Below are 25758 nucleotides of genomic sequence, written 5' to 3'. Positions count from 1 at the left end.
CGTAATGGAATTTCGTTATTTACCTATGACTGAAACCGATCAAGAAGAAATGCTGCAAACAATCGGAGTTTCAACCACAGATGAGCTTTTTTCAGACATTCCAAGTAGTGTACGCTTTCAAGGAGAATTGAACTTAAAAAAGCCAGCAAATGAATACGAATTAAAAAAAGAACTAACTGAAATGGCAAATAAAAATGCTAGTTTAAAACAATATACTTCGTTCCTTGGAGCTGGTGTGTACGATCATTTTATTCCATCTGTTGTTGACCATGTTATTTCCAGATCGGAATTTTATACAGCATATACACCATATCAACCGGAAATCTCCCAAGGTGAGCTGCAAGCAATTTTTGAGTTTCAAACGATGATTTCTGAATTAACTGGAATGCCTGTTGCCAACTCTTCGATGTATGATGGCGGAACCTCTTTAGCAGAAGCGGTTAATTTAAGTGCAGCACAAACGAAACGGAGAAAAGTGCTTGTTTCTCAAGCTGTGCACCCGGAGTCACGTGCTGTTATTGAGACATACGCAAGAGGACAGAATGTTGAAATCGTGGAAATCGGATTAAAGAATGGTTTAACGGACCTTGATCATTTAGAACAAGAGTTGGATGATACGATTGCTGGTGTTGTGATACAATACCCGAACTTCTTCGGTCAAATTGAACCGTTACAAAAGGTGGAGGAATTAATTAAGCAACAAAAGAAAACCATGTTTATCGTTTCCAGTAATCCATTGGCTCTTGGATACTTAACACCGCCCGGAGAATTCGGTGCAGATATCGTTGTTGGTGATACGCAAGTATTCGGGATTGCTGGACAATTCGGTGGACCTCACTGTGGTTATTTTGCAACGACCGAAAAACTAATGCGTAAAGTTCCAGGGCGTTTAGTGGGACAAACAAAGGATGAAGATGGTGTACGAGGCTTTGTATTAACATTACAGGCAAGGGAACAGCATATCCGTCGTGATAAGGCTACTTCTAATATTTGTTCAAATCAGGCATTAAATGCACTTGCAAGTTCAGTTGCAATGAGCTCAATAGGTAAACATGGATTGCGGAAAATGGCAGCTTTGAACATGCAAAAAACACGATATGCAATTGAACAATGTAAAGCAGCTGGTTTAGAAATCGTATATGAACATCCAAGCTTTAATGAATTTGTTGTAAAGCTTTCTAATTCCGTACCAGCTATAAATGATAAGCTGTTTGAAAAAGGAATTATTGGCGGATACGATTTGGAACGCAATTATCCTGAATTAACAGGGCATATGTTAATTGCTGTAACAGAAATTCGTACAAAAGAAGATATTGATACGTTTGTAAAAGAATTGGGGGATATCAATGGCTAATCAAGAGTTTCCATTAATATTTGAACGTAGCAAGGAAGGAAGAACAAGCTATAGCCTGCCGAATTTAGATGTTCCAGAAATTGATCTTAATGCTGAATTGGATGACGTATACGTAAGAAAGACTCCACCAGAGTTACCAGAGGTAAGTGAGCTGGAAATCATGCGCCATTACACTGGGCTTTCTAATCGAAATTATGGAGTGGACTCTGGATTCTATCCACTAGGATCCTGTACGATGAAATATAATCCGAAAATCAACGAAGATGTTGCACGCTTGGAAGGATTTAGCCATATCCATCCATACCAAGATCCCAAAACGGTTCAAGGTGCAATGGAAATGCTTTATGATTTGCAAACGGCTTTAAAAGAAATTACAGGGATGCATGAAGTTTCTTTACAATCCGCTGCAGGTGCTCATGGTGAATGGACTGCATTAATGATGATTCGCGCGTTTCATGAAGCAAATGGCGATTTTGGGAGAACAAAAGTGATTGTGCCGGATTCTGCACATGGCACAAATCCGGCATCAGCAGCAGTTGCTGGTTTTGAAGCAGTAACCGTAAAAACAAATGAAAAAGGACTTGTAGATTTAGAAGACTTAAAACGTGTTGTTGGTAATGATACCGCTGCACTCATGCTGACAAATCCAAATACACTTGGATTATTTGAAACAGAAATTATGGAAATGGCAGAAATTGTTCATGCTGCAGGTGGGAAATTATATTATGATGGCGCAAATTTAAACGCAATTATGGGTTATACACGTCCAGGAGATATGGGCTTTGATGCAGTGCATTTAAATCTTCATAAAACCTTTACAGGTCCCCATGGCGGCGGCGGACCAGGTTCTGGACCTGTTGGTGTATCGAAAGAGCTCGAACCTTTTCTTCCTAAACCGATTATTACGAAAAAAGAGAATGAATATGTGTTCGAATATGATAGACCTCAATCAATCGGTCGTGTTAAGCCATACTACGGAAACTTTGGAATTAATCTCAGAGCTTATACGTATATCCGAACAATGGGAGCAGAAGGTTTGAAAAAAGTAAGTGAATATGCGGTATTAAATGCGAATTATATGATGCGGAAATTGGAGAAGGCATATGAATTACCATATAACCAGCATTGTAAGCACGAATTTGTATTGTCAGGAAGCAGACAAAAGAAGCTTGGGGTACGTACTCTTGATATTGCAAAGCGACTATTAGACTTTAATTACCATCCACCAACCATTTACTTCCCATTGAATGTAGAGGAGGGCTTGATGATTGAGCCTACAGAGACTGAATCGAAGGAAACATTAGATGGTTTTATCGATGCAATGCTTCGAATTGCTGAGGAAGTAGAGAATAATCCTGAAGTCGTACAGGAAGCACCACATAATACAATTGTGAAACGAATGGATGAAACTACCGCAGCAAGAAAGCCTATTTTACGATATTATAAATAAAAAATAAGCCTTGAGGTAACTTTTGAACCTCAAGGCTAAATTTTTATTAATTTTTCGTTTTAATTTTACCGGTCCATTTCTTGAAACCGCCTTTTAAATGATAAATATCCTGATAGCCTTTTTTGTGTAGTAGCTGTGCCGCACGAGCAGAACGTGTACCGCTTTGACAATAAAGGTACACAGGCTTATCTTTTCGCATTTCTACTAAACGTTGACGCATTTGACTTACAGGAATATTTCTTGCTCCAAGAATATGACCTCTCTCAAATTCCTGAGGCTCTCGCACATCTATTAATTGAGCTTTCCGATATCCTTCCCGGAATTGATCTTCCGTTAATACCTTCAAGTAATTACGTTGTCTATAATAGCGGAATAAACCAACAGCAAGCAAGACAACTACGGCAATAATTAAAAACTCCATTTTACTTCCCCCGTCTGTCCAAAAAATGTTCATTATCTATTTTATTATATGGGTAGACGTGGTATATTTCAAAGTTTTTCTCTTTCCTATAAGAAAAGTTCACGATTTGCAGTTTCCATGATTACATAATTCGTAAAATGTTACAAATTGCATATTGTGGATTATTGCTTTATAGCTGATTTTTTATTTCGTGCTTGACAAAGAATACAACTATCAATAAAGCAGCTTATGGGGAACCCAGCGGGCATTAGAACCTAAAGCATAGTGATAGTGCCTAGAAGATAATAGGTGAACATATGAAAGAATTATGGGCTTCCGATAATCCATCTAGACAACGAATGATTGAGGGTCTAAAAAGGAGTGAAATAAAAAAGGGATAAATCAAAACTCCAAGAGAAAAAAGTACGTGCGAAGAATGCATGGAAGAGAAGCAGAAGAAAACACCGTTGGTGAACAAACAGAGTTGTTCACAGATACCGAAAAACCTAAAGTTGTGTTAATGGATACAATCCAAGAGCTAGAATGAATCATTGTTACGATTGGTTCCGAAATTGGTGACACCTGTCCAGTTTGTCGAACGGATAGTGTAGAGGAGATTGGTGGTTGTAATACTTGTACAAGCTGTGGAGCACAGCTGAAATGTGGTCTTTAACTATAAGAAGAAGAGTCCCCGTAGCACTTCTATTGTTTTTTACCGTCTAAAATAATATAACTTGTGTTAATTTGTCTTTTCCTGTATCCTCAAAGTAGAGAAACAGTTTTGCCCTAAACAAAAAATATTCTTGAAACGAGGAGATCTACATGCCTACTCCAAGTATGGAAGATTATATCGAACAAATATATAACTTAATTGAAACAAAAGGATATGCCCGTGTATCCGATATTGCAGAAGCATTAGAAGTGCACCCATCTTCCGTGACAAAAATGGTACAAAAATTAGATAAAGACGAATACTTAAACTATGAAAAATATAGAGGATTTGTACTGACTGCAAAAGGAAAAAAAATTGGAAAGCGTTTAGTGTTTAGACACGAGCTTCTGGAAGAGTTTTTAGAAATCATCGGGGTAGAGAAAGATAATATTTACAATGATGTAGAAGGTATTGAGCATCATTTAAGCTGGAATTCAATCGATCGAATTGGCGATCTTGTCAACTATTTTAAAACAGATTCTGCAAGACAGGAAGAATTAAAAAAAGTCCAAGCGGAGAGTGTAAAAGAATAAGCATAAAAACCATACAGCTCACGTGGATCTGTATGGTTTTTTCATGAATTAAAAGATTGGCCGAGTTTATTCTTCGGTGATTATGATTCGCTCTAACATGTTCACAGTTCTCACGCTCCACGACAATTTTATCGACATTGTTCTATTCTTAGCGCTTTGCTTATATATATAAAGAGATTACCCTTTCATTTCGCTTACGAAGGTAGTTAAGCACACATCATGAAAAATGAGCGCGGGGGAGAGAGTGGATGAAGATTGATGCAGTTTTTTCTGGTGGCGGAGTTAAAGCATTTGCTTATATTGGTGTACTAGAGAGTCTGAAAGAACATCAACTTCAAGTAGTACGAGTGGCCGGAACTTCTGCGGGGGCTATTGTTGGGGCATTGGTAGCTGCAGGTTATGAAATAAACGAAATTGAAGAGCTTATACATGAACTTGATCTAACTGAATTTATCGACCCACCACTTTTAACAAGGCTGCTGCCATTTACGAAGTGGTTTTTCTTGTATAGTCAGCTGGGGATTAATAAAGGTAACAAACTGGAAAGTTGGCTAGAAGAACTTTTAGCAAGAAAGAATATTCGCACCTTTCACGATATAAAAGAAGGTTACTTTAAAGTTGTTGTCAGTGATCTTTCTTTAGGAAAGCTTATTGTCATACCCGACGATTTGGAACGCGTGTACGGAATTGAAGCAAATTATTTCCCAGTAGCAAAAGCTGTTCGAATGAGTGCAGGATTTCCCTTTTTCTTTATGCCAAAAAAGATGCCTGGATTGTACAAAAAGAAAAGCATAATGGTGGACGGTGGACTTTTAAGCAACTTTCCATTATGGATCTTTGATAATGGAGACAATACAAAGAAGAGGCCAATATTAGGAATTAAATTGACAGATGCAACTGAAAAGGGGATTGGACCAAGAGATATTAAAAATGCCCTGGATATGTATCAAGCATTATTCTCTACAATGAAGCAAGCACATGATGCCAGGTATATATCAAAAAATGATCAAAAGAACATTCTATTTGTTCCTGTTGCACATACAGGAGCAGTTAACTTTCATATTTCACAGGAAGTGAAGCAAGAATTAATCCAAAGCGGGAAAGAGAATGCTGATCAATTTTTAAAACGATGGTCAACTTAAACATCGCTCATTGTCAAGCAGTCCTTTTGTCAGCTTCAATCTAAAGTGGAGAAATCCCTTTCAATATTAAAGAACGTCTAAAATAAAGAAGACCGGCTATAAAGAAGCTCGGTCTTTTCGTTTTGTTTTATTACCTTCAATTACTTTTAAATGTGTAGCACGTTTTGTTCGTTTTTTCTTTTGTGCTACAACGGGCTTCGTCTGTTTAGGAGCGGCATTGTATGAAGTTTGCTTGTATTTGGATTTAGATTGCTTTACTGCCTTCTTATACTTTTTCATATCATCGGAATTAGAAGGGGTTCTCTTGTTCAGCACAAAGTAATATAGCAGAGCGAAAACAGCCACCCCAATACCAAACATAATTAAAATGTTTGTTAGAAAGTTAATTGTATTTCCGAAAAGCTGTGAAATTAAACCGATAACTGCTAAGCCAATAATAATGTAAACAACAATAGAAAATTTACTACGGCCCATAAAAACTCCTCCTTCCACAGTCTTGTAATATAATAATAGTCTTTTACTATGTTATATACCACTAAAGCGCAAGTTTATATCCGTTTTTTGTAAATTAAATAAAAATAAGTTTTCTATTAGAAATTGTTTCCTAATTTGTACAAAAATATTCAGTACAGGATTTGTTTATCTTAATTCTATTTTACCCGAAAATACTGTTAACAACTAGCCTAATGTTTTAATACAATGATTTGTTTGCAAATGATTGGTAATAATAAAATCTGGAGGTGTCACAACAATGAATACAGAAAAACAATCACATAACACGAATTCTGAAGAACAGTTTTCAATATTGCCTAAGTCCTTATTCACCGGATTGGTGGGAGGTATAGCTTTAGGTTTTGCGTGGATCATCTTATATTATTTTAATTTTAGTGAAATATCACCTAAATCTTTTATTCTAAAGTCATGGACTAATGCAAATTGGGTTGACACATGGTTTGGAACACTTCTAACAATTATAATAATTGGACTGCTGTCCATTGTTACAGCTTTGATTTATCATGGAATATTTAAAAAAATATATTCGATGTGGATGGGAGTTGTATATGGAATCATTGTGTGGGGGTTTATCTTTGTCCTAATGCCGCCAATTTTTACGAATGTACCAAACATCACGGATATTACGTTTGATACAATCTTATCGACCGCAAGTTTATTTATCCTTTATGGAACTTTTGTAGGTTTTTCCATTTCATATGAATATTATGATATGCGAGTACAAATAAGAAAACGATCTGAAGAATAGCTCTATATTAATATAGCAGTAAAAATACTCAAATGAATTGATTTATGTTAGACTAATTGTACAAAAATAACAAATTGTATCCGTTAAAGTGCGTGTTCAAAAAGGAGGATGAAAAGGACCGAGCAGGTCGAGGCGGCGTAGCTTTGAGCAGACGATCTTGCACGCAGGAAAAGTGATTTTCTTTTCCAAGGAGCGGGAGCGTATGCAGTTAATACGTGAGCAGCGGAAAAGCAAGCCAACGAGCTTCCACAGGATGTAGTGCTTGACTTCGACGTTCGACACAGGATGTGTCGGTACTTAGTCGAAGGTCTACTGATCTCGATTTGTGTCATTTTCACCGGACTTTTTGAATAACCTCTTTAACGATTGAGGGGGAAAAACTGATGGAAAAACTGAATAAGCTGCGAGAAGCATTGGAAAAAAATAAGCTTGATGCAATTTTAATTTCTAGTCCAATCAACCGAAGATATGTGACCGGATTTACTGGCACAGCAGGTATTGCGTTGGTATCACGTGACGACGCCAGATTCATAACTGATTTTCGCTATACAGAACAAGCAAATGAACAAGCTAAGCACTTTAACATAATTGAGCATAAACAGTTAATTGAAGGGGAAATTTCAGATCAATTAAAACAAATGCAAATTAAACGGCTTGGTTTTGAAAAGGATTATGTGACATTCACTAAATATGAAAACTATCAGAAAAGCTTTGATGTGGAACTAATCCCGGTTAGTGGGTTAGTTGAAGAGCTGCGTTTAATTAAAACGAATGAAGAGTTAAATACGATGAAAAAGGCAGCTAAAATTGCAGACGATGCGTTTGTTCATATCCAAAAATTTATTAAACCGGGTGTTAAAGAAATCGACATTTCAAATGAACTCGAATTTTATATGCGCAAACTTGGTGCAACATCAAGTTTTGATACAATTGTTGCATCTGGATATCGTTCAGCACTGCCACATGGTGTTGCATCGAGTAAAGAGATTCAATCAGGTGAACTAGTTACACTAGATTACGGTGCATTATATGAAGGTTATTGCTCGGATATCACGAGAACTGTTGCAGTTGGTGAAATTTCAAGCGAATTACGTGAAATATATGATATAGTATTAGAGGCAAATCTTCGTGGAGTAAATGGGATTAAACCGGGAATAACAGGTAAAGAAGCAGATGCCTTAACGAGGGATTTCATTACAGAAAAAGGCTATGGCGATAATTTTGGACATTCTACAGGACATGGCCTAGGTTTAGAAGTTCACGAGGGCCCAGGATTATCGTATCGCTCGGATAAAGTTTTGGAAAAAGGTATGGTAGTTACAGTTGAACCTGGAATTTATGTGCCGGGACTTGGTGGCTGCAGAATCGAGGACGATATTGTACTAACAGAATCTGGAAACGAAAGACTAACCTTTGCTTCAAAAGAATTGATACAGCTGTAGGGATACATAAAGGAGGAAATGAAATGATTTCAGTTAATGATTTTAAAACAGGTTTGACAATTGAAGTGGACAATGGCATCTGGCAGGTATTAGAGTTTCAACACGTAAAGCCAGGAAAAGGTGCTGCATTTGTACGCTCTAAACTACGTAATTTAAGAAACGGGAATATTCAAGAAAAAACATTCCGTGGTGGAGAAAAAGTTGGTAAGGCGCATATTGAAAATAAAAAAATGCAATACTTATATGCATCTGGTGATGCTCATGCCTTTATGGACACAAACACATATGAGCAAATTGAACTGCAGACAAGTCAAATTGAAGAACAATTAAAATTTATGAAAGAAAACATGGAAGTACATGTAATCAGTTATGAAGGTGAAGTACTTGGGGTCGATCTTCCAAACAACGTTGAGTTGGAAGTAATTGAAACGGAACCAGGAATTAAGGGTGATACTGCAAGCGGAGGTTCAAAACCAGCTAAGTTAGAAACTGGTCACTCGGTTCAAGTACCATTTTTCATAAACCAAGGTGATGTTTTAGTTATTAATACATCCGATGGGAAATATGTATCAAGAGCTTAGTTGTATTATAATTCTATAAAAGCTGTGTTACAGAGGAAATTAATTTTCTCTGTAACACAGCTTTTTGCGTTATTAGAAAATAGAAATGCATATTTGATCATTAACACTACAACATTTTCTAATTTTTTATTTGTACAATGGAGCAGCGAAGGTCATAAATTATCTATTCCTACATACATTTACTATAAAGCAGCTTCAAAACAAAGCGAGGAATAATCATGGACGAGATTATGCGTTTGTTTCCAAATGACATGGGACAAGCTATACAATTTAAAGTTCAAAACAGGTGGCAAATGCTACAGGAAATCCGTGTTCGTTTAAACCGCCCTATTGAGTTAATATTTGATGACACGACAGAATGGGTGAAAAACCTTATCCCTCAGACGAAAGAGGCAACATTTTTAATCAATCAGCTTAGTCAATTTTCATTATATCGGTTAGAGGATGAGTTGCGAGAGGGTTATATCACTATAGAAGGAGGGCATCGGATTGGAATCGCTGGAAAGGTGACAACAACGGGAAGCAGTGTAAAAGCAATACAGAATATTACGTTCTTTAATATCCGTATTGCTAAAGAAAAACCCGGCGTTGCCTTACCTATTATCCCATATATATACAATGGCGACTATTTTAATACTTTAATCATCGGTCCTCCACAGACAGGTAAAACAACATTAATTCGAGATTTAACCCGGTTGATTTCCAATGGCTCGAAACAGACTAATCCGAAGAAGGTTGGCGTTGTTGATGAACGCTCTGAAATAGGTGCCTCAATTAAAGGAATTCCGCAGCACAATTTAGGGCTTCGTACTGATGTTATGGATGCATGTCCAAAAGCTGATGGAATGATGATGCTCGTTCGCTCCATGTCACCAGATGTGATGGTAGTAGATGAAATTGGCAATCAACAAGATATTGATGCGTTGATGGAAGCGGTTAATACAGGGGTTACTGTAATTTGCTCCATACACGGCAGAAGTATCAGCGAACTGAAAAGACGCCCCTCTTTAGAACCGATTTTCAATCAACATATTTTCGATCGATATATTGTGCTAAAAAGAGATACAAGCCCTGGTCGTATTAGCCTTGTGCTCGACCATAATGAAAATAATTTGCTTCAAAAAACAAGGGGTGTGACAAATGAAGTGGATTGGAGCACTGCTTTTAATCGGAACAGCCACCTTGGCAGGATTTGAATGGAGCTCTAGGTTGACCAAACGGCCAAAGCATATTCGCGAATTGAAAAGCGCATTACAAATTCTCGAGGCTGAAATTATATATAGCCAAGTGGCTTTGTTTGATGCATTCTTATCCGTTTCTAGAAAAATACCAAATCCATTGCGAGGATTTTTTGCTTCTCTAGGGAAAGAAATGCAAGGTGAAGCAGTTGATTTCTTTACAGTTTGGGAAAGGCAAGTTGAAGTCTTAATTAAAAAGTCAAGTATGCATGAAACGGAAAAAGAAATATTAAAGCAATTCGGTCGAACCCTTGGTCAGCATGATATGAGTCAACAGCAAAAGCATATACAACTGACCATAGTTCACTTAGATAGAGAACTAGAGGAAGCCATTGATAACGATCGCAAATACGGAAAAGTTGCAAAAAGCTTAGGTATATTAAGTGGGGCTTTTATTGTGTTGTTACTCATTTGAAATGAAAGGAAGGAGCATTTTTATGTTCACAGATGCATCCATTCTCTTCCAGATAGCTGGAATAGGAATAATCGTAGCATTGATTCATACGATTTTAAAGCAAATGGGTAAAGAAGAGATTGCTCAATTTGCCACGCTGCTTGGGTTTATCATTGTACTTGTTATTGTAATCAATGGCCTTTCTGATTTGTTTCAGCAAATTAAATCGGTATTTTTGTTTTAGGAGCTAAATGGCATGGATATCTTGCAGATTGCTATATTAGGAGTAGTGGCTAGCATTTTATATATCGTTTTAAAAGATATTAATAAGTCCTTTGCCTTTTTCCTTATTCTGATTACAGGAATTATTATTTTTCTAGCAGTCATTCATCAAATCAGTGTTATTTTCCAGACAATTCAAACTTTAGGTCAGAAGGCAAATATCGAAGGTCTTTACTTGGAAACAATCTTAAAAATTATTGGGATCGCTTATATTGCAGAGCTAGGTGCGAATTTAACTAAAGACGCAGGGCTTGGTTCTGTTGCTCATTATATAGAGCTTTCCGGGAAGATTTTTATCTTATTGCTTGCAGTACCAATTATAACCGCAGTTATTGAAGCGATTATTAGCTTTTTACCATCTGTATAATTATTCATTACTGCTTGAAGGGAGCAAACGGGGTGAATGAAATCATATAACCTAATAATCCTAATTCTACTCACAATTATTTTTTTCTTTAGTGGACAGGCTACTGTTTCTGCTGCTACAGATAATGACATTCATTTTGATGAAAGCATCCTTCAAGAGATCTCCCTTGATGGTGTTGGAAGCTATTGGGACCAACTAGTTGAGGAGTATGGCGGTTATTTACCTGAGATTGAAAAAACGAGTATTTATGAATTTGTTAAAAATCAAGATTCCTTTTCACTAAAAAATACGATCGTTGCATTTCTCGAGTACTTATTCCATGAACTAATTGCAAACGGAAAGCTATTAGGAACTTTATTAATGCTCACCCTGTTTTCTGTTATTTTACAAACGATGCACAGCGCTTTTGAACGAAACGCAGTTAGTAAAATTGCGTATTTTGTCATCTATCTTGTACTTATTTTTATTGCCCTGAACAGCTTCTATGTTGCTGTATCTTATACGCAAGAAGCAATTGAAATGATGAAGGGATTCATGATTGCTTTACTCCCGCTTATGTTAGGGATGATGGCGAGTTTTGGGAATGTGATAGCCGTTTCTTTCTTTCATCCAATAATCATTTTCCTAATTAATTTCAGTGGAATTTTAGTTTCTACGTTCATTCTGCCATTACTGTTTCTTTCAGCAATGCTTTTAATAGTTAGCAGCTTAAGTGAAAATTATAAAGTGACACACCTGGCAAATCTATTTAAAACAGTTGGACTTGGAGCCCTCGGCATATTTTTAACCATTTTTTTAGGGGTCATTTCTGTTCAGGGTACAGCATCTGCTATTCAGGATGGTTTAGCAATGAAAACAGCTAAGTTTGTTACGGGTAATTTTATTCCTGTTGTTGGAAGAACATTTACAGATGCGGCTGACACAATATTAAGTGCTTCACTCGTATTAAAAAATGCTGTTGGTATGGCCGGACTGCTGGTCATATTGTTAATAGTACTCTTTCCCGCATTAAAAATAGCTGCGGTTGCATTGATATATAAGATAGCTGCGGCTGCTCTACAGCCAATTGGAGGTGGTCCAGTTATTACAGCTTTAAATACGATTAGTAATTACATTTTATATATTCTTGCATGCTTACTAGCAGTATCTCTAATGTTCTTATTGGCTATTGTGATTATCGTTTCTGCAAGTAATATAACTATTTTGCTGAGATAAGGTGATGTTCGATGGATGTAATTATACAATGGGTAACTCAGATTATTTTATTTGTCATTCTTGCTGCAATTATCGATTTACTGATTCCAGTAGACGCGATGAAAAAGTATGTCAAATTAGCAGTAGGACTCATATTAATTCTTATCCTTTTAAAGCCCGTATTCTACTTATTTGATGCAGATATTGAACAAGCTGTCGAAACATCTATTGACCAGCTAGATCAAGCTTATACGCAAGATGAAAATATAGAAAATCAAATAGAATTTCAAAAAAAAGAGATACAAAACAGTCAACATGCATATATTTTAGAACAGATGACTGTCCAACTGAAAAATATAGCTGAGGACCCCTTAAAGGAGGAATTCCAAGTGGAGATTACAAGCATCGATTTTACATTTGAAGAAGTGGAAAATCTGTCCTTTGAGGATTTAGTAGAAGTCATTGTTTATATAAAGGAATTAGAGAACGAGGAGGGAGCGGTGGATACAGTTGAAGAAATAGTCATTGATTCTCAGCATAACGATCAAGATAGTGAAGGGGAAAAAGAAGAAGTTGGAACAGAAATAGCAACACTGCTAATGGATGAATGGGAGTTAACAGATAAGAAAGTATCTATTTATTGGGAGGGAGGGACATCATGAAAAATTTCTTTCGACCAAAAAAAACGGAGGGAGGTAAGCCTCCATCGAAGAAAATCGGATACCTTATCATCTTAGGATTGACAGGGGTATTTCTAATTATCGTCAGTAATATTTTTTCATCAGAGGACGAGCCTGAACTTAACCTTCAGCCTCAAGGAGAAACGCAGAACATAGCAAAAGCCGATGATGGGGCAGAAATGTCTTCTTCAGATATAAGTCATGTAGAAGAAAGTTTAGGACAAGAATTAGCTGGAATGCTTAATAAAATTCAAAGTGTAACAGAAGCAGAGGTTATGGTTAATCTGAATGCAACGAGTGAGCAAGTTTACGAAAAGAACACCACGAAAGGTCAGCAAATTACTGATGAATCTGACCGGAATGGTGGTACAAGGAAGATTGAAGATAATACAGAAGACAGTCAAGTGGTAACAATACGAAAAGGTGATCAAGAGATGCCGTTATTAGTTCAAACAAAGCAACCAGAGGTTAGGGGGGTGTTTGTAGTAGCAAAAGGAGCTGATCAGCCCTCCGTCAAAAATCAAATTGTTGAAGCAGTTTCGCGTGTTCTTGATGTTCCAACCCATAAAATTTCTGTGATGCCAAAAAACTAGGAGGAAGATAGTATGTTAAAAAAACAAACGGTATGGCTATTGACTATGTTAAGTTTAATGATTGTGCTTAGTGTCTATTATATGCTTTCCCCAAATGGTGATGATTTAGCATATATAGAGGACGGACAACCAGCTAGCGAGAAAGCTTCTACGACAGCTGGAACAGGAGATACAGAAGATGCAGAAAATGCAGAAGTTGACGACATTACAAACCTTGGCCAAGATGAATTATTTGCAACAATTCGTATGGAAGTACAAGACGACCGCAGCAAGAAAATAAGTCGACTTACAGATGTAGTTGCATCCGCTAGCGCTAATGCAGAAGAAAAAGAACAAGCACTCAATGAAATCGATGTATTAGAAAATCTAGATGCAAAAGAAGCGATTCTTGAAGAACAAATTGTTGGTGCAACTGGCTATGAAGATGTACTTGTTCGCTCCGAAGCAGAAAAAGTGCATGTACATGTTAAAGTCGAAGAGTTAACAAATACAGAAGTTGTAAACATCATGCAAATGGTACGTGATGAATTTGGAGAGGATGTAAAAACGGAAGTAAACTTTCAACCAACAGGTAAATAGAAAATAATTAGCAATTCATAATAAAAGACCAATTCAATTATGCTTTCATAACTTATAAATCCAGACGTAACCAAGGGTCTGGATTTCTTTATTTTGATTTTAGAATTTTTTAGCGGGAAATAATCAGCACTGTATTTGTCTCCAACAATAGAACAAAAGCACGGCTATTAACACTTCTTTCAATTCGCATTGCTCCAGCAATACTGCTATAATTAAAAGTGCAGTAGCTTTTAAATTGTACTTAAATTTAACCAAAGCTTGATGTTTTACAATGTTTTATCGTAAAATGTTAGGAGGAATTATTAGTACCTAATATTAAATACTTGATATTGTACAAATAATGAGTAAACGATCTTGAAAATAAGAGGAGTGCGAGACATGTTAAAAGTACAAGAATTACGTGAGATTATTAAACTAATCGATCAATCTTCCATTACGGAATTTACTTATGAAGTAGAAGGTGCAAGTGTATCACTGAAGAAGGCAGGTAACGAAAACGCAGCGATTGTTTCAGAGGCTGGCGTACAACAGGCTAAACCTGCACAAGAAAAACCTCAAGCAGCAGTAGTAAATGAGCAACCGGCTAATTCTGAAGAACAACCAGCTTCAGCAAACGCGGTAAATTATGATCATGAAATTGTATCACCAATGGTTGGAACATTTTATGCTGCTTCTTCCCCAGAAAACGATCCATTTGTTACAAGAGGAAGTTCTGTAGAAACAAATACAGTCGTATGTATTGTAGAAGCAATGAAATTATTTAATGAGATTGAGGCGGAAATCTCGGGTGAAATCGTAGAAGTACTTGTTGAAAATGGTGAGCTAGTTGAGTACGGTCAGCCATTATTCAGAGTGAAGAAGTAAGGAGATGTCGCAATTGATTAAGAAGGTTTTAATTGCTAACAGAGGAGAGATTGCAGTTCGCATTATCCGAGCTTGTAAAGAACTCGATATTGAAACGGTTGCGATATACTCTGAAGCAGATAAAGAATCATTACACGTTCAATTAGCAGATGAGGCTTATTGTGTAGGACCAAAACTAAGTAAAGACAGCTATTTGAACTTCACGAATATTATTAGTGTCGCAACCATGACGAATGTAGATGCGATCCACCCTGGCTATGGATTTTTAGCTGAGAATGCTGATTTTGCTGAAATCTGCAGGGAATGTAACATTATCTTTGTTGGCCCATCACCGGAAGCAATTCAGAAAATGGGAATAAAAGATGTTGCAAGAGAAACGATGAAGCGTGCTGATGTGCCAATCGTTCCTGGTTCAGACGGAATAGTTGAAAATGAAGCAGAAGCAAAAGAAGTTGCTGCGGAGATTGGATATCCGGTTATTATTAAAGCTACTGCAGGTGGCGGTGGTAAGGGGATTCGGGTTGCACGTACAGAAGAAGAACTTGTTAAAGGAATCCAAGTAACCCAGAAAGAAGCAGAAACTGCATTTGGCAATCCTGGCGTATATATTGAGAAATTCATCGAAGATTTCCGCCATGTGGAAATTCAGGTTTTAGCCGACACGTATGGCAATACGGTTCACTTAGGTGAAAGAGATTGTTCGATTCAAAGAAGACTACAGAAACTTGTTGAAGAGACCCCATCTCCAGCGCTGACTCCAGAAATACGCAGGAAAATGGGAGAGGCTTCTGTAAACGCAGCTAAAGCTGTTAATTATTTTGGAGCCGGTACAATTGAATTCATTTTTGATCGCAAAAGCCAAGAATTTTACTTTATGGAAATGAACACTCGTATCCAAGTGGAGCATCCTGTTACAGAGATGGTTACAGGTATAGATTTGATTAAAGAACAAATTCGAATTGCCAACGGGGAGAAGCTATCCTTTGAGCAAGCAGACATTGAATTTGATGGCTGGTCGATTGAATGTCGTATAAATGCAGAAAATCCATTTAAAAACTTCATGCCTTCTGCTGGTGAGATTGACATGTATTTACCACCGGGTGGTCTAGGTGTTCGAATTGATTCTGCAGCTTATTCAGGTTATAAAATACCTCCATATTATGATTCCATGATTGCTAAATTAATTACGTATGCTCCTACGAGGGAAGAAGCAATAAAGCGCATGAAACGTGCGTTGGATGAATTTGTTATCGAAGGTGTGCATACAACAATTCCGTTCCATCGTTTGATTATGAGTAATGACGTGTTTATTAATGGGGATTTCAATACGAATTTCCTAGAAGAACATCCAATACTTAAAAACGAAAAGTAATTATTACCAGATTATAGGAGTGATAACATGAGTGAACAACCATTGTTAAATGTAAGTGACAATACTGCTTTAGGGAAAGTAGAGATTGCTCCTGAGGTTATAGAAGTGATTGCTGGGATTGCTGCTACTGAAGTAGACGGCGTTTATGCAATGCGTGGTAATTTCGCTACTGGTGTTGTGGAACGGTTTGGCAAAAAAGCGCATAATAAAGGCATCAAAGTGGAGCTTTTAGATGACGGAGTTTCCATTGATGTGTACGTTATATTAAACTTTGGCGTCTCTATTCCACAAGTTGCCCAGCAACTTCAAACAAATATAAGACAGACGCTGACAAACATGACGGCACTAGAGTTAAAAGAGGTTAATGTTCATGTAGTCGGTGTTCAAATGAATGGTAGAGAAGACGCAGAAGCGCAAGAATAGATGAAAGCATAAAACATGCACAGGCCGAGGCTACGAGGTCTGTGCTTTATTCATTCCTCAAGAAACTATAAATTTTGAAGGCTGTCTATATGTATTTCCTTTATCTTCTGCGCAGGAAAGCTTCGACGAGCTGCCCTCGAAAAATACGGGGGAGCATCGCTAACCAGCGATAGATTCTAGCATTGACTAATCAATCATGTTATTATTTGAAAGAGATATAATAATTTGCGGATGCATAAAAAGGAGTTATAAACGATGAAACGACATACCGCTAGAGAAAAAGCATTTCAACTGCTGTTTCAATTAGATATAAATGACAGTGATCCACAACAGTTGATCCATGAATTTTTAGAGAACGAAGAACCTGATGTTTTTTTAAAAGCATTAGTGGAAGGTGTTATTACTCAAAAATCTGTAATTGATTCGATTATTTCAGAAAATCTTCAGAACTGGACTTTAAATCGTGTTGCTTCTGTAGAGCGAACGATTTTGCGAATCGCTACATATGAATTACGTTATATGGAAGATATACCAAATAACGTTTCGATCAACGAAGCGGTAGAGTTGGGTAATACATATGGTGATGATAAATCAGGTAAATTTATTAATGGGGTTTTATCAAAAATAGTAGGCTAAGAAAGGACGGGGGAGCATGTCAGCAGAAGTTATCAACGGAAGAGAGTTATCTACAGCTTTAAAAGAAGAGATGAAAGTAGAGGTAGAAAAGCTAAAGGAATTCGGACTTACACCACATTTAACAGTTGTTCTAGTAGGAGACAATCCTGCTTCTAAATCGTATGTAAAAGGAAAAGAAAAAGCTGCTGCAGAAACTGGCATTTCATCATCTTTAATTGAATTGCCTGCATCGACTACAGAATCAGCATTGTTGCAATTGATTCAGGAACTAAATGATGATACGACTGTCCATGGTATACTTGTACAGCTTCCACTTCCAGACCAAATCAGAGAAGAGAAAGTAATTGAAGCAATACATCCTGATAAGGATGTCGATGGGTTTCATCCAATTAACATTGGAAAAATGATGACTGGGGAAGATACTTTTCTTCCGTGCACACCATATGGCATCATTACGATGTTAAAATCAAAGAACATTAAAATTGAAGGTAAGCATGCAGTTGTTATTGGTCGAAGCAACATTGTAGGCAAACCGGTAGGACAACTGTTGCTTAATGAAAATGCAACTGTTACTTATTGCCATTCGCGTACAAAGAACCTTCAAGAACTCGCAGCAAATGCTGACATTTTAATCGCTGCTATTGGAAAAGCCCATGCAATTACTGCAGAATATATTAAAGATGGGGCTGTCGTAATTGATGTGGGGATCAATCGCTTAGAAAATGGATCTTTAACTGGGGATGTCGATTTTGAAAGCGCAAAGGAGAAAGCATCCTATATTACACCAGTTCCAAGAGGTGTTGGTCCAATGACCATCACAATGTTATTGAAAAACACAATTAAAGCTGCAAAAGGATTGTCCAAAATTGAAGGATAAATATTTGACAGTCACTGCACTGACAAAATATATGAAGCGTAAAATAGATATGGACCCACATCTGCGAAATGTTTGGCTTCGGGGTGAAATTTCAAATTTTAAGCATCATAGCCGTGGTCATATGTATATGACCATTAAGGATGATCAAGCAAAAATACAGGCCGTGATGTTCGCTGGGAATAATCGGAACATGAAATTCCAACCAGAAAATGGCATGAATGTACTGATTAAAGGGGATATCAGTGTATATGAGGCTTACGGGCAATATCAGCTTTATATTGAGCAAATGGAACCTGATGGTATTGGGGCTCTTTATTTAGCTTTCGAACAACTGAAAGAAAAACTACATAAAGAAGGCCTTTTTGATCCGATTCATAAAAAAGGCATACCGACCTTTCCAGAACATATAGGTGTTATTACATCGCCAACTGGCGCTGCTATAAGAGACATTATTACGACAATTAAGCGACGTTACCCAAGTTGCGCAATTACTGTGCTTCCAGTACTTGTTCAAGGTCCAAGCGCAGCAACTTCCATAAAAAATGCGATTGAGACAGCAAACGAAAGAGGACATTTTGACACATTGATTGTTGGGCGGGGTGGCGGCTCGATTGAGGAGTTATGGAGCTTCAATGAAGAAATCGTTGCACGTGCAATTTTTGCATCGAGAGTTCCAGTTATTTCTGCTGTAGGACATGAAACAGATACAACGATAAGTGATTTTGTTTCAGACTTACGCGCGCCAACACCAACAGGTGCGGCAGAGCTTGCAGTCCCATCACAAGTCGAATTAGCAAATCGAATTCATACGCTTCGGAAATTTTTAATTAGAAACATGGAGCGAGAAATAATTAATCATAAGCAATATCTTGCAAGAATTCAACAGTCTTATGCATTTCGTTATCCAGAACAACTGATTAAACAAAAGGAACAGGAATTGGATAATCAACTGGAGCAATTACAACGTAGTATGCGAAAGAAAAATAACGAGCATGAACAAACATTTAGCTATCTGATTAAACGCCTTCAAGCACAGCATCCTAATAAACAAGTAGAGCAGGCACAGTCAAATTTAATTAAAGCGTTAAGGCAGCAACATTATTATATGACTCAAATAATGAAGCAGCATGAAATAAAATTAGCCAATGCTATAGACAAATTGACTTTAGTTAATCCACTAGAGATTATGAAACGCGGATTTGCTTTACCATATTCAACTGAAGGAGAAATGATTAAATCAGTTACGCGGGTAGATAAGAATGATAACATAACGGTTCGCCTGCACGATGGCCAGTTAAATTGCAAAGTTTTAGCGCTAGAGGAGGGATCTACAGATGAAAAATGAAGATATATCTTTTGAAGAAGCGATGGATAAGCTTGAAGCAATTGTTTCTAAGCTAGAGGAAGGGGACGTCCCTTTAGAAAAAGCGATTAATTATTATCAGGATGGAATGAATCTATCGAAAATATGCGGAGATAAACTAAAGCATGTTCAAGAAAAAATGACACAAATTATGAATGAACAAGGTGAATTGGAGCCATTCGATCTACAGGAGGAAGAATAACAAGTGAATGCAAACCTTTCAGAATATATAACGAAGTATAAAGCTATGATTGAAAATGAATTTGATCGCTATCTACGTAATTTAAACATGCATTCGCGATTAAAGGAATCCATGCTTTATTCCTTGGAAGCTGGCGGTAAAAGATTACGACCAATTCTTATGATTGCTAGTTACGAGGCATATGGTCAACAAATAAAGAAGGTTCTTTCTGCAGCTACTGCTTTGGAAATGATACATACGTATTCATTAGTGCACGATGACCTTCCAGCTATGGATGATGATGATTACAGACGAGGTAAACCAACGAATCATAAAATGTTCGATGAGGCAACAGCGATTTTAGCTGGAGATGCACTATTGACGTTTAGCTTCGAGCTTATCGCAAACGATCCTCTTCTTACTGCTGAAGAAAAGGTTAGCTTAATTCAAATGCTAGCTTCATGCAGTGGTCCAACAGGAATGGTTGGTGGACAAATACTTGATATGGAAGCAGAAAACAGGCCAATTTCTATAGAAGAAATGGAACGCATCCATGCATTGAAAACTGGAGAACTTGTTCGATCAGCAATTCTGTCTGGAGCTATGTTAGGTAAGGCAACGGAGGAACAGCTGGAACATTTAACAACATTTGCTTATTATTTAGGGCTCATTTTTCAAGTACAAGATGATATTCTAGATGTGACAGGTGACGAAGAAAAACTCGGAAAGCCGGTCGGCAGTGATGAAGATAATCAAAAAAGTACGTATCCTAAATTACTTGGTATTAAAGGTGCAATGAAACAAAAAGAAGCTTATGTTGAAAAAGCAAAAGAAGCACTGCAAAAAGCTGGGGCAGCAAATTCAGTTTTAATGGATTTAACGGATTATTTCAGTAATAGAGATCATTAAATCAACCTAGAAGGGCGCTACGAATTTATTTTCGTCGTCCTCTATTTAATGCGCACTATAATGGTTAAAATGGGTAATGTTTAAAGTGGTTGTTCAAAAACGAAGACAAAATTGTTACTAGTAAAGGATTTTAAAAATGGCTAAAAAAAGACTGGATGAATTGTTAGTCGAAAAGGAACTAATCGAAAACCTGGACAAGGCTAAGCGTGTTATAATGGCTGGACAAGTTTTTTCAAAGCAGCATCGTTTAGACAAGCCAGGAATGAAGATTGACCCCCATAGCCCTTTAACGATAAAAGGGAAAACGTTGCCTTATGTTGGTCGTGGCGGGCTCAAGTTAGAGAAAGCATTAAGCTATTTTTCTATTGACGCAAAAGATCGTATTTTTATCGATGTTGGCTCTTCTACAGGCGGCTTTACTGATTGTGCGCTGCAGCAGGGAGCTAGATTAAGCTATGCTATTGATGTTGGTTATAATCAGCTTGACTGGAAGCTAAGAAGTGATAAACGTGTTGTTGTTATGGAGCGAACAAACTTTCGTCATGTAACAGCAGATATGTTGAAAAAGGGTGTACCAAACCTGGCATCGATTGATGTTTCATTTATTTCATTAAAGTTAATTTTTCCTGTTCTTAGTGGATTATTAGCAGAAAATAGTGATGTGATTGCATTAATAAAACCACAATTTGAAGCTAAGAAAGAACAAGTAGGAAACAAGGGGATTGTTCGTGATCCACTTGTCCATCAAGATGTTTTAACACAAATTATCGACTTTGCTGAGAATGAAGGTTATCAATTACTTAACTTGACCTACTCCCCAATTACTGGAGGAGAGGGTAATATTGAATTCTTAGCCCATTTAGGTTGGAAAAAAGAGAAGGAAGTTGAGAATTACAAACCAATCTCAATTGATAAAACAGTGGAAAATGCACATCAAATCCTGTATCCTAACAGTTGATAAAAAGATCGAAGTCTCTAGATAATATTGAAGCAATAAATTGAAAAAGTTATTCAGTGAAAGCTCAAGTGACCTATAAAGGAGGTGCTGTACGATGAGTAAAGTTCAACGACATATTAAAATTCGAGAACTAATTACGGAGAATGAAATAGAAACACAGGATGAACTGGTAGCACAATTAAAAGCCGCAGGTTACAATGTCACACAAGCAACGGTATCAAGAGACATTAAGGAACTTCATCTTGTCAAAGTTCCAACAGCAAGCAATCGGTACAAATACAGTTTACCTGCTGATCAACGATTTAACCCACTGGAAAAGCTGAAGCGTCTAATAATAGATGCTTTTGTAAAAATTGAGCATGCTAGTCATTTTATTGTACTCCGTACATTGCCAGGAAATGCACATGCTGTCGGTGTGCTTATTGACAATTTAGATTGGGAAGAGATAATGGGAACGATTTGCGGGGATGACACGTGCTTAATTATTTGTAGAACTCCAGAGCAGGCAGAAGAAATAAAGGACCGATTTATTGATATGCTTTGATTGAGTTCTCTTTTTTTAGTGATTTATAAAGAGAGAATATCTTCTTATATTGGGGGGGACAATGAACCATGCTTACAGAGCTGTCTATTCGTGATTTTGCAATCATCGAACAGATTTCCATAACATTTAATGAAGGTCTTACCGTATTGACTGGAGAAACTGGTGCAGGAAAATCGATTATAATAGATGCTATACAGTTATTAGCAGGAGGACGTGGTTCTGTAGAATATGTAAGGCATCGAGCCAAAAAAGCTGAAATAGAAGGTTTATTTACAATAGAAAATAAAACCCATCCAATATATGATGTTGGGAGCCAATATGGAATAGAAATTTCTGATAATCAAGTAGTATTACAACGAGTTATTACAGGATCTGGAAAAAGCATTTGTCGTGTAAATAGCAAGCTAGTCACACTTGCAATACTGCGTGAATTTGGAAAGACACTAATCGACATCCATAGTCAGCATGAAACACAATCATTAATGGATGCAGAAAATCATTTGGATTTCTTAGACTTGTATGAACCACAATCAATAACAAAAGCAAAAGAAGCATACTTGGAGCACTATGATAAGTTGGTTCGCTTAAAAAATAGATATAAAAAGCTAAATGATAATGAGCAAGAGACAGCTCATCGTTTAGACTTATTAGAGTTTCAAATGAAGGAGCTTGAACAAGCAGAACTTAGTCCTGATGAGGATACACAGCTTGAAGAAGAGAGAAAAGCACTCGCGAATTATGAGCGGATTCACACTGCCCTGCATGATGCCTATCATGCATTATACGGAGAACAAAGAGGATTGGATTGGTTAAATCAGGCGCAGCTTAGCCTTCAGGAAAATAGTAAGTATGATGATTATATCGCAGCGAAATCAGAAGAGTTTTCCAATCATTATTATGCAATGGAAGAGCTAACTTATGAGCTGCGCAATCATATTGATACACTTCAATTTGATCCAGAACGTTTAAATGAAATTGAATCAAGATTAGATGAAATAAATAGGCTAAAACGAAAATACGGCAATACGGTAAATGATATTATTGAATATATGGCAACGATAGAAGAAGAGATAGAGCAGATAACGAACAAGGATTCTCATCTAAACGCTTTGCTTGAACAGATTGAAGAAACCGAAAAGGACGCGATGCTTGAAGCTGAGCACCTACATGAACTCAGAAAAAGTGCTGCAGATTGTCTAACAGAAGATATACATGCTGAGATGAAAGGACTTTATTTAGAAAAAGCTACTTTTGCAATTGCTTTTGATGATGAAAGTAATACGAAGGCTCATCTCCACAAAAACGGATTCGATCATGTACGTTTTCTTATTTCAACCAATCGTGGCGAACCGCTAAAGGATTTAACGAAGGTAGCCTCTGGTGGAGAGCTTTCACGAATTATGCTTGCATTAAAGAATATTTTTTCCAAGCATCAAGGCGTGACAAGCGTTATATTTGATGAAGTTGACACTGGGGTTAGCGGAAGAGTTGCACAGGCAATTGCTGAAAAGATTTATCAAATCTCAAATGATTCTCAGGTGCTATGCATTACACACCTTCCACAAGTGGCGGCTATGGCAGACACCCATAAATTTATTGAGAAAAACGAAAAAGATAACCGAACCGCAACAAGTGTAAAAGAACTATCTGAATTAGAACAAATAGAAGAATTAAGTCGTATGATTACGGGAACAAAATTGACAGAAACTGCGAAAGATCACGCAAAGGAAATGCTTGAACTTGCAAATGCATTTAAATCAAATTTATAAGGATAAAATTCTTGAAAAACCGGAAAATAAAAGAAACCGGTTTTTTGTTTTGCCTTTTTTTGCAATAATAGTAAGCCGATTTTTAAAAATCCCCTTTTAAAATACACTTATACACGATTTCCTTTTTTAGTAATAGGTAATGATACACATTTCTCTTATGTTTCACCAGTTTAAAAAGCACACTTACAGCTCAAATTAGGATTACGAACCAAGATTTGATGTGGGTTGGGAGGAGGAGAGTGGCACGATTGAAAAATCATCAAACAAAGTTTTGGCTAAGCAGTATTCTTTTGATTGTCTTAACTGTTTTTTCTTTCTTTGGTCCAAGTCAAAAGAATGCAGAAGAGCTGAACGCAATTGAAGCATTTAGTCAACAAGAAGCAATCGGACTTTCTAAAACAGAAAAAAACTCCCTTATGTCTAGTTCTCCAATTCGTACAGAGTTGTTAAAAGCGGCGGCAGTTTCAACGAAGCGTGTAAGTAATTCCGCTCTAGAAGATATTAAGGTATACCCTGGTGGACAATCGATTGGAGTGAAGCTCCAAACTCGTGGAGTGCTCGTTGTTGGTCATCATCTCGTTAAAGGAAATAGCGAGACAAAATCGCCAGGTGAGGATGCAAAAATAAATGTCGGAGATGTCATATTGAAAATTAACGGAGAGCCGATCAAAGAAATGAGTGACATAAAATCATATGTAGAAAATGCTGGGAAAAGCGAAAAAAGCCTTGAAATAACACTTAAACGCGGTAAAGAAATGATAGATACTTCTTTACAGCCCGTTTTAGATAAGCAGGATAATGCGTACAAAATTGGCTTGTATATTCGTGACTCTGCTGCAGGTATTGGAACAATGTCATTTTATGATCCAGTATCGAAAAAATATGGCGCTCTAGGGCACATTATTTCAGATATGGACACAAAAAAACCGATTGAAATCGATAATGGGACGATTGTCAATTCATCCGTTACTTCCATTGAGAAAGGTAATAACGGGATTCCAGGAGAAAAACAAGCTAGATTTTCAGCTGAACACGATCGAATCGGAACAATTACAAAAAATTCCCCGTACGGTATTTTTGGGGTATTGGATGAAATGATTAAACACGAAAAATATAACAAACCATTACCAGTAGCTTCTTCCAATGAAGTTAAAGAAGGACCAGCCAAAATTCTTACCGTTGTGAAAGATGAAAAAATAGAGGAATTTGATATCGAAATTGTAAGCAGTGTTCCTCAGAAGTTTCCAGCAACGAAAGGAATGGTAATTCAAATTACAGATCCTAAGCTATTGAAAAGTACCGGCGGGATTGTACAAGGTATGAGTGGAAGCCCAATTATACAAAACGATAAAATAATTGGCGCTGTAACACATGTATTTGTAAATGATCCAACATCAGGATATGGTGTTCATATTGAATGGATGTTACAAGATGCAGGAATTATTGAAGCGCAATCAAAGGAAAAAGCAGCATAAAAAAAGCTTGTGATGGAAGATTCCATTACAAGCTTTTTTATATTATACTAAAGTTAATATTTTTCGACAAATGCTGAATAAAATGTCATTTAAAATCGAAAATTATCGTAAATGGAAGTAAATCGAAGAAAAATATAGTTAATTCAAAAAAAATTAAAGTTTTTCAAATAAAAAGAGGATATTTC

The 25758-nt window shown here is 36.9% G+C and carries 29 protein-coding genes and 1 pseudogene; 28 read left to right on the top strand and 2 right to left on the bottom strand.

All coding sequences use genetic code 11. From position 1 onward, the window contains the following. Positions 1–4: 4 nt before the first annotated feature. Positions 5–1354 carry an aminomethyl-transferring glycine dehydrogenase subunit GcvPA gene (gene gcvPA, locus NST46_RS16585; RefSeq protein WP_118889647.1) on the top strand — a complete coding sequence of 450 codons (1350 nt, stop codon included), beginning with the start codon at positions 5–7 and terminating at the stop codon, positions 1352–1354. Beyond that, positions 1347–2804, top strand: a complete 1458-nt coding sequence (gene gcvPB / locus NST46_RS16580) for an aminomethyl-transferring glycine dehydrogenase subunit GcvPB (protein WP_118889646.1) — start codon at positions 1347–1349, stop codon at positions 2802–2804. The genes gcvPA and gcvPB overlap by 8 nt, the downstream gene beginning before the upstream one ends. Positions 2805–2850: 46 nt before the next feature. Here gcvPB and NST46_RS16575 read toward each other — a convergent pair whose 3' ends face one another. Next, positions 2851–3225 carry a rhodanese-like domain-containing protein gene (locus NST46_RS16575; protein ID WP_095306979.1) on the bottom strand — a complete coding sequence of 125 codons (375 nt, stop codon included), beginning with the start codon at positions 3223–3225 and terminating at the stop codon, positions 2851–2853. Between the two features lie 427 nt (positions 3226–3652). On the opposite strand from NST46_RS16575, the pseudogene NST46_RS16570 reads away from it, so the two are divergent. From NST46_RS16570 to NST46_RS16560, 3 genes and pseudogenes are all read left to right on the top strand, one after another. Continuing rightward, positions 3653–3877, top strand: a pseudogene (locus tag NST46_RS16570) (hypothetical protein); the annotation flags it as partial. Between the two features lie 149 nt (positions 3878–4026). Then, a complete protein-coding gene (mntR, locus tag NST46_RS16565; RefSeq protein WP_095306978.1) occupies positions 4027–4449 on the top strand; it encodes a transcriptional regulator MntR in 423 nt (140 codons plus the stop codon). Positions 4450–4697: 248 nt separating this feature from the next. After that, a complete protein-coding gene (locus tag NST46_RS16560) occupies positions 4698–5591 on the top strand; it encodes a patatin-like phospholipase family protein (protein WP_095306977.1) in 894 nt (297 codons plus the stop codon). Positions 5592–5687: 96 nt separating this feature from the next. Here NST46_RS16560 and NST46_RS16555 read toward each other — a convergent pair whose 3' ends face one another. Beyond that, positions 5688–6065: an SA1362 family protein gene (locus NST46_RS16555; RefSeq protein WP_095306976.1), complete on the bottom strand. Its 378-nt coding sequence runs from the start codon at positions 6063–6065 to the stop codon at positions 5688–5690. Positions 6066–6342: 277 nt separating this feature from the next. Here NST46_RS16555 and NST46_RS16550 point away from each other — a divergent pair, with 277 nt between their 5' ends. The 23 genes from NST46_RS16550 to spoIVB all read left to right on the top strand — a co-directional run bounded on the left by NST46_RS16550 (position 6343) and on the right by spoIVB (position 25573). Continuing rightward, positions 6343–6852: a YqhR family membrane protein gene (locus NST46_RS16550; RefSeq protein ID WP_095306974.1), complete on the top strand. Its 510-nt coding sequence runs from the start codon at positions 6343–6345 to the stop codon at positions 6850–6852. Positions 6853–7235: 383 nt separating this feature from the next. After that, positions 7236–8294 (top strand): M24 family metallopeptidase, encoded by a 1059-nt coding sequence (locus NST46_RS16545; protein WP_303447164.1) that lies wholly within the window; start codon positions 7236–7238, stop codon positions 8292–8294. Positions 8295–8317: 23 nt separating this feature from the next. Continuing rightward, entirely contained in the window at positions 8318–8875 is a 558-nt protein-coding gene (gene efp, locus NST46_RS16540; RefSeq protein WP_095306972.1) for an elongation factor P, read from the top strand. Between the two features lie 218 nt (positions 8876–9093). Next, positions 9094–10071, top strand: a complete 978-nt coding sequence (gene spoIIIAA / locus NST46_RS16535) for a stage III sporulation protein AA (protein WP_095306970.1) — start codon at positions 9094–9096, stop codon at positions 10069–10071. Further along, the gene (gene spoIIIAB / locus NST46_RS16530) at positions 10016–10528 is read left to right on the top strand and encodes a stage III sporulation protein SpoIIIAB (protein WP_095306969.1); all 513 of its coding nucleotides are present in this window, start codon (positions 10016–10018) and stop codon (positions 10526–10528) included. Before spoIIIAA ends, spoIIIAB begins: the two co-directional genes overlap by 56 nt. 22 nt (positions 10529–10550) lie before the next feature. After that, a complete protein-coding gene (gene spoIIIAC, locus NST46_RS16525; RefSeq protein WP_095306968.1) occupies positions 10551–10751 on the top strand; it encodes a stage III sporulation protein AC in 201 nt (66 codons plus the stop codon). A 12-nt stretch (positions 10752–10763) separates the two neighbouring features. Beyond that, complete coding sequence (spoIIIAD, locus tag NST46_RS16520; protein ID WP_095306966.1) at positions 10764–11156, top strand: stage III sporulation protein AD; 393 nt, start codon at positions 10764–10766, stop codon at positions 11154–11156. Between the two features lie 36 nt (positions 11157–11192). After that, complete coding sequence (gene spoIIIAE, locus NST46_RS16515) at positions 11193–12371, top strand: stage III sporulation protein AE (protein ID WP_118889642.1); 1179 nt, start codon at positions 11193–11195, stop codon at positions 12369–12371. An 11-nt stretch (positions 12372–12382) separates the two neighbouring features. Further along, positions 12383–13012 (top strand): stage III sporulation protein AF, encoded by a 630-nt coding sequence (spoIIIAF, locus tag NST46_RS16510; RefSeq protein WP_095306964.1) that lies wholly within the window; start codon positions 12383–12385, stop codon positions 13010–13012. After that, positions 13009–13623, top strand: coding sequence for a stage III sporulation protein AG (gene spoIIIAG / locus NST46_RS16505; protein ID WP_095306963.1), 615 nt, complete (start codon positions 13009–13011; stop codon positions 13621–13623). The genes spoIIIAF and spoIIIAG overlap by 4 nt, the downstream gene beginning before the upstream one ends. Positions 13624–13635: 12 nt before the next feature. Beyond that, positions 13636–14202, top strand: a complete 567-nt coding sequence (locus NST46_RS16500) for a SpoIIIAH-like family protein (protein ID WP_095306961.1) — start codon at positions 13636–13638, stop codon at positions 14200–14202. A 378-nt stretch (positions 14203–14580) separates the two neighbouring features. Continuing rightward, entirely contained in the window at positions 14581–15066 is a 486-nt protein-coding gene (accB, locus tag NST46_RS16495; protein ID WP_095306960.1) for an acetyl-CoA carboxylase biotin carboxyl carrier protein, read from the top strand. 13 nt (positions 15067–15079) lie between these two features. Next, complete coding sequence (gene accC, locus NST46_RS16490; protein ID WP_095306959.1) at positions 15080–16438, top strand: acetyl-CoA carboxylase biotin carboxylase subunit; 1359 nt, start codon at positions 15080–15082, stop codon at positions 16436–16438. Positions 16439–16465: 27 nt separating this feature from the next. Continuing rightward, a complete protein-coding gene (locus NST46_RS16485) occupies positions 16466–16861 on the top strand; it encodes an Asp23/Gls24 family envelope stress response protein (RefSeq protein WP_095306958.1) in 396 nt (131 codons plus the stop codon). Positions 16862–17116: 255 nt separating this feature from the next. Beyond that, positions 17117–17497 carry a transcription antitermination factor NusB gene (gene nusB / locus NST46_RS16480; RefSeq protein WP_095306957.1) on the top strand — a complete coding sequence of 127 codons (381 nt, stop codon included), beginning with the start codon at positions 17117–17119 and terminating at the stop codon, positions 17495–17497. A gap of 16 nt (positions 17498–17513) precedes the next feature. Then, complete coding sequence (gene folD / locus NST46_RS16475) at positions 17514–18374, top strand: bifunctional methylenetetrahydrofolate dehydrogenase/methenyltetrahydrofolate cyclohydrolase FolD (RefSeq protein ID WP_118889640.1); 861 nt, start codon at positions 17514–17516, stop codon at positions 18372–18374. Next, positions 18364–19719 (top strand): exodeoxyribonuclease VII large subunit, encoded by a 1356-nt coding sequence (gene xseA, locus NST46_RS16470; protein WP_095306954.1) that lies wholly within the window; start codon positions 18364–18366, stop codon positions 19717–19719. The genes folD and xseA overlap by 11 nt, the downstream gene beginning before the upstream one ends. Next, on the top strand, positions 19709–19939 hold the full coding sequence (locus tag NST46_RS16465) for an exodeoxyribonuclease VII small subunit (protein WP_095306953.1): 231 nt from the start codon (positions 19709–19711) through the stop codon (positions 19937–19939). Before xseA ends, NST46_RS16465 begins: the two co-directional genes overlap by 11 nt. A gap of 3 nt (positions 19940–19942) precedes the next feature. Next, complete coding sequence (locus NST46_RS16460; RefSeq protein WP_095306952.1) at positions 19943–20827, top strand: polyprenyl synthetase family protein; 885 nt, start codon at positions 19943–19945, stop codon at positions 20825–20827. Between the two features lie 136 nt (positions 20828–20963). After that, complete coding sequence (locus NST46_RS16455; RefSeq protein WP_095306951.1) at positions 20964–21785, top strand: TlyA family RNA methyltransferase; 822 nt, start codon at positions 20964–20966, stop codon at positions 21783–21785. A 94-nt stretch (positions 21786–21879) separates the two neighbouring features. After that, positions 21880–22329, top strand: coding sequence for a transcriptional regulator AhrC/ArgR (gene ahrC, locus NST46_RS16450; protein WP_095306950.1), 450 nt, complete (start codon positions 21880–21882; stop codon positions 22327–22329). A gap of 68 nt (positions 22330–22397) precedes the next feature. Continuing rightward, on the top strand, positions 22398–24098 hold the full coding sequence (gene recN / locus NST46_RS16445) for a DNA repair protein RecN (protein WP_095306948.1): 1701 nt from the start codon (positions 22398–22400) through the stop codon (positions 24096–24098). 218 nt (positions 24099–24316) lie between these two features. Beyond that, a complete protein-coding gene (gene spoIVB / locus NST46_RS16440; RefSeq protein WP_118889634.1) occupies positions 24317–25573 on the top strand; it encodes a SpoIVB peptidase in 1257 nt (418 codons plus the stop codon). Positions 25574–25758: the final 185 nt, after the last annotated feature.

It is taken from the genome of Oceanobacillus sp. FSL W7-1309, from assembly GCF_038002145.1.
Classification (GTDB): Bacteria; Bacillota; Bacilli; order Bacillales; family Amphibacillaceae; genus Oceanobacillus; species Oceanobacillus profundus.
The sequence above is the reverse complement of the archived record's forward strand: the minus strand, read 5'-3'. Positions and strand labels throughout refer to the sequence as shown.